Consider the following 8,200-nt stretch of genomic DNA (forward strand, 5'->3'; position numbering starts at 1 on the left):
TCTCCGCACCGAGACCGCCCCCTTCAGGCATCGTCGATTCGTTTTTCTCTTCACTCATGGCTGGAGATCCGGCGGCAGGAGCGGCATCGCCGACGCGACGCCCGCCTTGCCGACGACGAAAATACGATCGGGCATACGGAACCCGCATAGTTTCAACAGGTTGATCGGCCCGGCACCGACCTGCGTACGTAAAACGTACGACAGCGGTTCGTCGGGTCCGGTATTCCACGTGAGCCGATAGCGCGTGCTATCAAGCTGCTTGATGTCAGCCTTGCCCAGCAGACGCAGGAATGCCCAGTCACCAGTCGAATCGAATGCCTGCCGCAGGCCCGCGTCGAGCGTTTGCCATGTAAGTCCCGCATGCCCGTTCAGGCCATTGCCGGGCCATGCCAGCGGCGTCCAGCGCTCCTGCTGGTTGAAATAGACGATCTGCTTGCCGTCGACCGACAGTTCCGAGCGCGTCACCTTCGGCGTCGGCAGTGCCATCATTTCGAATTTCTCGCCTGCGTCGCCCTGCAGGTAGAGCTGCGCGCCAACGGTCGACAACTGCCGGACGGCGCTCAGGAACTTCGGGTCGAACTGAAGCGCCTGGGGTGCCAGTTCATTCGGCGCCCAATGGTCGCCCTCGAGTTTCATCACACCGGCCAGCTGGGTCGTGACGAAACGCGAGATCAATCCGGTATCGGGTCGCACATAGCGGCCAAGCTCGGCGAAGGACGCATCGGCCCGCGTATCGAAGAACGGATAGCGGCCACTCATCGCCGCGTTGAATGGCGCAGCAACACTGGCTCGCCACGCATCGTTCAGGCTCGCTGCGGCCGGTTGCAGTATCGCTTGCCATGCTGCCTCGAGCGGCTGCGCAAACACCGTATCGCCGAAACCCGCCCATGCCGTACCGAGGCTCGCGGCCGTAATCGCCGCGTCATCGCGCGCCTGGGACAATTCCGACAACTTGCCTTGAAACACTGCCTGTGCGAGCGAGCGCGCCATTGCCTGCGCGTCACCACTGCTCGCGATCTGTTGCAGCTTCAGCCGCATCGTCGTGACCGCCGTCAGATAACGCGACAGGCTCACGCCGTTCAGCCCGATGTTAGCCGGCGTGGTGCTCTTGTCATTTGCAGCGACAGGTAATGCGCTCGTCTCACTCATCAACACCAGCAGTGGACCAAACGGCTTGTCGAGCGGATTGACGATGGTTGCTCCCGGGTGCTCGTCCGTCCCGAGCAGGTTTTGCGCCTTTCTCACCAGCGTGTCAGCCAGCGCCTGAGACGGCCGCCCCGCCTGCGCTTGATATTGAAGGGATTCCATCAGCGCGATCAACGGTGAAGTCTGTGCGTCCGCCAGTCGAGAAAGCTGTTCGATCGCGCCGCCAAGATTGGACGCTGGTTGCCACTGCATGCTGTTGAGCATGCGCTGCCATGCAGCCGCGTACTCGCCAAAGTACCTTGCCTTCAACCGCTGCTTCAGTTCCTCGGCTGCGCGTTTCTCGTCAACGATCGGCTTGGTCTGGATTGTGCCGCGCGCGGGCATGCTACCGATTGTCTGTCGCGGCTGCGTACCCGTCAGCACCCAATCGCTGCCGAGCTGGCGCTCGCCGGCAGCCTTGTCGATCGCCGCGGCAACCATGCCGTCCCACGCCGCTCGCGTATAGATCCCGGGCACGGTCAGCGACGCCGCAAACATTCCGTGTGCATCGGTGCCATTCAGAAGCGTTTCGAGCGACGCGTCGGCGTATTTGTTTTTCACGTCGTCGAGGATGCGTTGGTACACCGTGTCGTCAGCCGACGCGAGTCCCATCTGCGTGATCAACATATTGCGAGTCGCTGTCACGATGCGATCGTCAATCGTAATCCGCCATTCGGGATGCGCTTTCAGGTGATCCGCGTAAAACCCTGCGAGCCGTAGGCCGGTATCGGCACGCTCACCCAGCGGTATCTCCACGGGGCGCGACCAGAAGGCGACGAGCATGCGCTTCAGAAACGCAGGATCTGCGCGCGACGGGTCGCCGAACATCAGGTAGGTCTTGAGCGCGTTGTACGTACTACCTCGCGTGTCCTGCGATTGAAGGCTGTCGGCACGCGCCTGATCTGCGGCCTGCAACAGTTCACCGATCGTTTGCAGGACAGGCGCCTGCAAGTTGCGGGTTGCAGCGACTCGGTACGATTGCCAGAGACCATCGAGGATATCGTCATTGCGCGACAGGCCTGCTCGCAGGTACCACGGTGCGCCGTGCTGCTGCCGGTATTCGAGCTTTTCCATCAACTGCTGCAGCGCCAGTTGCGCGCGCCAGGCGGCGGCCGTCTGTGGCCGCGCATCAATTGCTGCGTTCACTGTTGCCTGCGCTTCACGCATGAGTTGCTGGTTGCCGACGAACGACGCTGTCATCCATACGCACCACGCCATCGTCGCAACAATCAAGCATATCGCCAGCGCGTTCGACCAGTAGAATCCCACGCGCCGACCAATGCGTTGCCGGCTTGCGATTGCACGCCATACGGGCAGCAGTGCGGCGGGTTGCGGCGGTAACTCGATCAGGAGGGTCAGAACGGTCGCGCTCCCGTCCGCGGCGATCGGCGCCGGCGCTGGCGTCGCCACCGCTGTCGCGAATACAGGTGCGAACGTCACGCCCGCCAGCGGTGTGCGCAGCCAGGGTGAAGCAAGGAGTGCTTGCCAGCGGGTGACGATGTGTTCGCGCTGTTTCCCGATGTATTGGGAGATTTCGGCTAGATAGGCGACGCGCGTGGGCGCTGTACAGAGCCACACGCCCGCATCCGCCGTACCCCGCTCGATCGCGGCAAGCTGATCGCGCAAGGCCAGCGCCGGCTGCCCACCCTGGTACGCCGGCCCCGGAAATGCACCGATCGCCTCGAACGTTTCAGGTCTGTCGCCTTGTGCGGGCACTGTATGCAGGAACGTGACAGGCGCGGCCCAACCGATGTCGGTCGCAAGCGCAGCGAGTGTGCGCGGCAGTTCGGTATCGCACTCGTCCACGTGCGTGATCTGCACAACACAGTCGACCGGCCGCCTGCGCCGCAGCTTACGGATTTGTCGGCGCCATGTGCCCGCCTCGATGCCGTCCGGTGCCGCGTGCACCAGAATCACGTTGCCGACAGGCATCGCGCCCGCGCGCTTCAGGCCCGGTGCGACCTGGTCGATCAACGTGTCCGCACCGCTCACCATCAGCCACGGTGATCTGTATCGCCAGCGCCGGCCCTGCGACGCGCGCAGTTCCTCGACCAGGCGTTGCAGACGGGCGTCATGTTTCAGCGGCTTCCGAGCCTTCGTTGCGTCGCCGATATCTCTGCGAAACATCTGTCCGGCAATGGCGTATGCACCGATAAAAAACAAACAGAGATGTATGGCGACGAATACGATCAGGGCGATGATGATGGCGATCACGACTTGCATACGCGCCACACCGGGCGCGAGATCGAACAGGTCGCCGCGGCGCCATACGAGGCCAATCGCGAACGCTGCAGCGATCAGCGCCGCGACAACCACGCCCCAGAGCGCGACGCGTCCAGAGGGCGCGGACTCTATAGCGGGAGCCGAGTCAAGCGGCCGCAAGGTCAGTTTCGGATCGGTCATGCTGAGCGTGTCCAGGCAACGAAGATTCCTTCCCGTGTGGACCGGGAAGCACGTGAATGACGGCGGACTGCACGCGATCGATGATCAGTTGCGGCGCGTCCCCAGCACCACATTCGACAGCGGCTGCGACGGACAGCCAGCCGCTGGCACTACCAAAATCGCCCACGATGTAGGCGAGGTCGCATTGGGCGCCGCCGTTTGCAAGCGCCTCCAGATTCGCGATGCGCAGTCCTTGATTGCAGCGCTTGACGGCACGCGTGACCCAGGCTCGCGTCACGGCATCGAAATCTGCCCTGCCCCAGATCACGGCATTCGCGAAGCCGTATTCGATCTCATCGGCCTTGCCCTCGACGGGTCGATGCAGGGTCGCCATCACGGGCACACCTTCGGGTAGGCGGTAAAAGCCGGCGTCGAGCAGCATCGCGACACATCCCTCGGTGCTGCCGGTTGGAGGCGGCTTTTCGTTCCATGCCGTCGCGATCACGAGCAGCGGGCATGCTTCGCGGGCGTCGAGCCATGCGTCCGCTACCAGTAACCCCAGTGAAACAGGTGTGGACAGCACAGTGAGGGGTGGCAGACCGAGCAATTGCAGCGCGTCGCGAACCTCCTGTTCGCGTAAGGCCTCGTCTCCGGGTTCAGCTAGGACGCGCACCTTCGGCCAGTGGGTGGCTTCGTACTGCGTGAGCGCGTGCACGCTTGCGGCGAGCGGTTCAAGCGCTTCGGCAATCCTGAGTGCAAGCTGGGTAACGGATCGCTTTGGAGCGGCATCCGCTACGGCATCGGCTCCGCTCTCCTCGGTTGGATCAGCCGCATCGGCTTCACCGGTCTCGTCGATTATTTCCAACGGGTCATCAAAGCGGCAATGTTCGACGACATCCGCGCCGGAGCGGGGCTGCTGCTGTCGAGGCAAACGCACGCCGGCACGGATCACCTGTGCAAGCGTCTGGCCGTTCAACGGCAAGCAATAGCCGACGCCAAGCACCCGAAGCGGCTGCTGCGCGACACGGATGCGCTCCGCCAGCCATCGGCTGCGATGGAGGTTGCGGTGGTATGTGCGGTACCACACAGCCTCATAGCGCGCGCGCTCGATCGCGAAGAGAAAGCCGAAAAAGCCGTTCGGGATACCGACGACGTAGAACCAGAACCATGGGCTGCCCGCCCGCGCGCCCTTGTGCCACATCAGCAAAGCAATCACCGCTCCGAACACCGCGCAGGGCAGCCAGATGCAGAACCACCACGGCCAGAAGCGTGGACGGCTCGGATAGGCGCTCGGGCATCCCGCCTGAGAGAGGTCGACGGGCATTATTCGAAGTGGACGTTCGGCAGCGACGAGATCAACCGACAGCCACATGCGCAGCGATGACCGTCAAGCGCGAATGGCTTGTTGTCGCGATCGGGAAACTTGTTGGCGCCTTCGTCGATGACGGTCGGGCCATGCAGGTCGCAAGTCGCATCATCACCCTTGCGGGCAAGCGGCTTGCACATGAATATCGTCCACGGCGAGCCACTGGTGACTTCGCCGCCATGTTCGAGTTTGTCGCCTTGGCGGATGGGAGATTTCATATATTGACTATTCAGGGAAGCATGAATTATTTAGGCTTGCCGCATCTCATCCAATTCACATTCCGCCCCCACTCTTAGATGAACGATTTTCAGATTACAGACGAGTCGAGAACACATATTACTATCCGTTGACTCCGATTTTTCAAGATTACTTTATACGCACACTTTGTACGATTTGCACGAGCCTATTGATCAATGGGATCGCCTGTGCGTAGGACTCAGGCGTCGAATCCTGTGGAATTGAAAGTGGTGGATCACCATTTGGATTGCTTGAAAGAATCACATAACCAAATGACGTATGACGGATTACATATAATTGGACCCACCATTTTTTGGGCCCATCAGAGAATGTATCCAGATACCGCCGCACACCGAATACCGTGATGCCATCCGGCCGCTCAATGGTTCCATCTAATGTGCTCGATATCGACTGCTCAAGACTAAATCCGAAGCTGCTTTTCGACTGATATGGGCGAAGCCGCCAACGCTTCCGATCGTCAAGGCGAAAACCGTAGTAGGTAAGCAAGGCCTTTTCCATACAAGCGTCATAATCAGCATTGCCGCTACAAAAATGGACGCTAGGAAGAGTAAAATCATCGTTTCGACGTATCGTGAGTGCAATCCTGTTGTTAAGCCAATTTCCCCATGAGTCAGTTGCTCCTAAAAATGGGGTTAGATTGCCAGCAGACAGGAGCGCAACACAATTACCTCTACTCCAGCGAGTTTCGGCCGATCTACTAAATGAGTTATTGTAAGATGCCAGCACATCATCATCCTCGTTATCAAAAACGAACGCACCACAGTCGTTATAGGCCATGTCATTATCCGATACGGCGAACGATTCGCCAGCTGCAGCAATGCACATCCCGAACAAGAATATCTCAACAACCAAGGGCATCACACGTGGGAAGCTATATTGAAACCACCCTCCTCCATTACATTCAGAAATAGGTACTACGACTTTCGTTTCTGGCACCATACTCATTATGAACCTAATAAAGAAAATCTGATTTCGGGGTCGAAGATAGACGCCACAGTACCAGCGGCGATTTTTCTGGCCTCTGCACGCAGTTTTCATCGTGGATTTTTTTCACACACTCGATAAAAAATAAAATATATAAAAAATCCCACAACATCAACAACGCCCCCAACAAAATCATGCCTTAGTATTAATATTACGCCCTCATCAACCGGATATACATAATTTATGCGGACATTCAAATATGAAGTCAATCATCTTTCAATTTTTAATCTAGTGACACACCTCCTAGGAACACTTCGCTCCCAATAAGTACTAACCAGATAGCGCCCACCTTCATTAACATTAAGATTTACGAATTCATCCCCACACGCCGGAAATCTCTCCACAAACTCATTTGATGACGAAGAAAATGTAAAAACCCTATAAATCTCATACACCCCCATCCCGTCATCCGCGTGAGACACCGAAAAACCCAACCTACCACTAAAATCATAACTACCAATCTTTATATTCAATGAATTTTCCGTATCGATATTGACCCTCCCCTGCCTAACCCCTCTTTTTCCGGATAGCCTCCAAACCAAATCTGAACCATTAATCTTCACCTCAGCCACAACCCCCAGAGATGGGGCGAAAGTTTTTGAAATATCAGCAGCGCACGAAATAAACGATATAGCAAGCGCCGCCATAGCCACCAACACTCTGACACCCCTCATATATCACTCCGGCCGAAGCATGTTCGCCAAAACCGCCTTTTTAGGATGAGGCGGAGTAACCAACACCACCCCGTCAACTTCAGCCCCATCTCCCACGGCACACATTATAAATACCGAGTAAGCCTGCCTTTCGTAATATCCATTCCCGCCACCGTTAACGAGTCGATTCACCAAATCTACGCTAGAAGCCGAAAAATCCGCATCAACAACTCTATTGATATTCAGTTCTCGACGAAAAAATTTCGATACCCAATAGAAGCCGCCGGAGTCACACGCATGGTCAGCACTCTCCGCTACGATATCCGGGTCGTAACGCGGCGACCAAAGCATCAAGCGTCCGCCGTCGCTCGGGTTCGCCGTATAGTGCTGTGAGGTCGCCGCGATTCGGCAATGCGAGCCAGGCAATCGCTCAACGTAAGAGCTGGTGGCACAATCAGGGATAACTCGATACTTCCCATACGCCTCAAAGTTACCCGCCCATGTAAGTTGCATAATACCGCGACCATAAAATGGGCCATAGTATTTCGTCGCCGGGTTTGCCGTCGAATATTTGCCAAATCCCCATTCATGCATAAGGCGTCTTATACCACCAAGATCACGCCACTGGGCTGTCTCCAACAACACTTGCGCCAAGAACAGGGCAACCCTCTTCGAGTCACTCCCTATATACTTTCTAAGGCAATTGTTTAACACCGTCACGTGGCTTTGGACACGTTGACGCGCAATTTTCAGCGTTATCCTATAAATATCGTTATCAATTTCAATTGCCCTCCGAGGACTACCACTTTCGGTATAAAACGGAAAGCGAGGGAACGTAGCAGCTAGTTCGTCTTTGGATAGCCATCCGCACCTCCTGAAATTCCGAATAAATTCAAGCGGATGGAAAAACCATAGCATCTGCCCTGCCGGAAGGCCAGTTCTGTCCCAAAACTGAACCTCCTTCAGGTACTTCAGGAAATCCTTGTAGCCCTTCTCGTTGCCGTGGTAGAAGCCGCCCTCATCGAGCAGCCTCGCATAGCGTCCCTCGTTGTTTGTACTGTCCCACTCACTCGGCGCGTGACAGACAAGGCCGCGCAACTGCCGCAGTACCTGGGCATGACCTTTTACATACGCCGACAGCACTCTCGTCTTGTGAGCTTCCGGTGTCTCCCCTGTCACCGCTGGCACTTCGTGCGGCGCAGCATCGTTCAGTATTTTCTTCAGCGCATCCACATCGCACAGTCCGTCACTGCTGAACGGCGTATTGCCTTCACTGACCTTCTGCCAGCCCATAAAAGACAGGAAGTCCGCATCGGAGAACTTGTGGATACTTGAATCATTGATATCGATGTAGCCGACCTTGTCTGCCGCC

The 8,200-nt window shown here is 57.2% G+C and carries 5 protein-coding genes and 1 pseudogene; all 6 read right to left on the reverse strand.

Annotation, left to right across the window (positions count from 1 at the left end; translation table 11 throughout):
• Positions 1-54 precede the first annotated feature (54 nt).
• Complete coding sequence (locus tag DIE21_RS35320) at positions 55-3,588, reverse strand: ImcF-related family protein (RefSeq protein WP_124501981.1); 3,534 nt, start codon at positions 3,586-3,588, stop codon at positions 55-57.
• Entirely contained in the window at positions 3,554-4,891 is a 1,338-nt protein-coding gene (locus DIE21_RS35325; protein WP_124501982.1) for a hypothetical protein, read from the reverse strand. Before DIE21_RS35325 ends, DIE21_RS35320 begins: the two co-directional genes overlap by 35 nt.
• Complete coding sequence (locus tag DIE21_RS35330) at positions 4,891-5,151, reverse strand: PAAR domain-containing protein (RefSeq protein ID WP_124501983.1); 261 nt, start codon at positions 5,149-5,151, stop codon at positions 4,891-4,893. Before DIE21_RS35330 ends, DIE21_RS35325 begins: the two co-directional genes overlap by 1 nt.
• A gap of 148 nt (positions 5,152-5,299) precedes the next feature.
• Entirely contained in the window at positions 5,300-5,968 is a 669-nt protein-coding gene (locus DIE21_RS35335) for a hypothetical protein (RefSeq protein ID WP_124501984.1), read from the reverse strand.
• A 416-nt stretch (positions 5,969-6,384) separates the two neighbouring features.
• On the reverse strand, positions 6,385-6,849 hold the full coding sequence (locus DIE21_RS35340; protein ID WP_124501985.1) for a hypothetical protein: 465 nt from the start codon (positions 6,847-6,849) through the stop codon (positions 6,385-6,387).
• Between the two features lie 3 nt (positions 6,850-6,852).
• Positions 6,853-8,200 (reverse strand): annotated as a pseudogene (locus DIE21_RS35345) (peptidase M23); the annotation flags it as partial.

The organism is Burkholderia sp. Bp9140 (assembly GCF_003853425.1).
Classification (GTDB): domain Bacteria; phylum Pseudomonadota; class Gammaproteobacteria; order Burkholderiales; family Burkholderiaceae; genus Burkholderia.

Bases quoted from the DNA above. Each gene is read 5' to 3' on its own strand.
- DIE21_RS35320 (WP_124501981.1), bottom strand. From the start codon at position 3,588: ATGACCGATCCGAAACTGACCTTGCGGCCGCTTGACTCGGCTCCCGCT.
- DIE21_RS35325 (WP_124501982.1), bottom strand. From the start codon at position 4,891: ATGCCCGTCGACCTCTCTCAGGCGGGATGCCCGAGCGCCTATCCGAGC.
- DIE21_RS35330 (WP_124501983.1), bottom strand. From the start codon at position 5,151: ATGAAATCTCCCATCCGCCAAGGCGACAAACTCGAACATGGCGGCGAA.
- DIE21_RS35335 (WP_124501984.1), bottom strand. From the start codon at position 5,968: ATGGCCTATAACGACTGTGGTGCGTTCGTTTTTGATAACGAGGATGAT.
- DIE21_RS35340 (WP_124501985.1), bottom strand. From the start codon at position 6,849: ATGAGGGGTGTCAGAGTGTTGGTGGCTATGGCGGCGCTTGCTATATCG.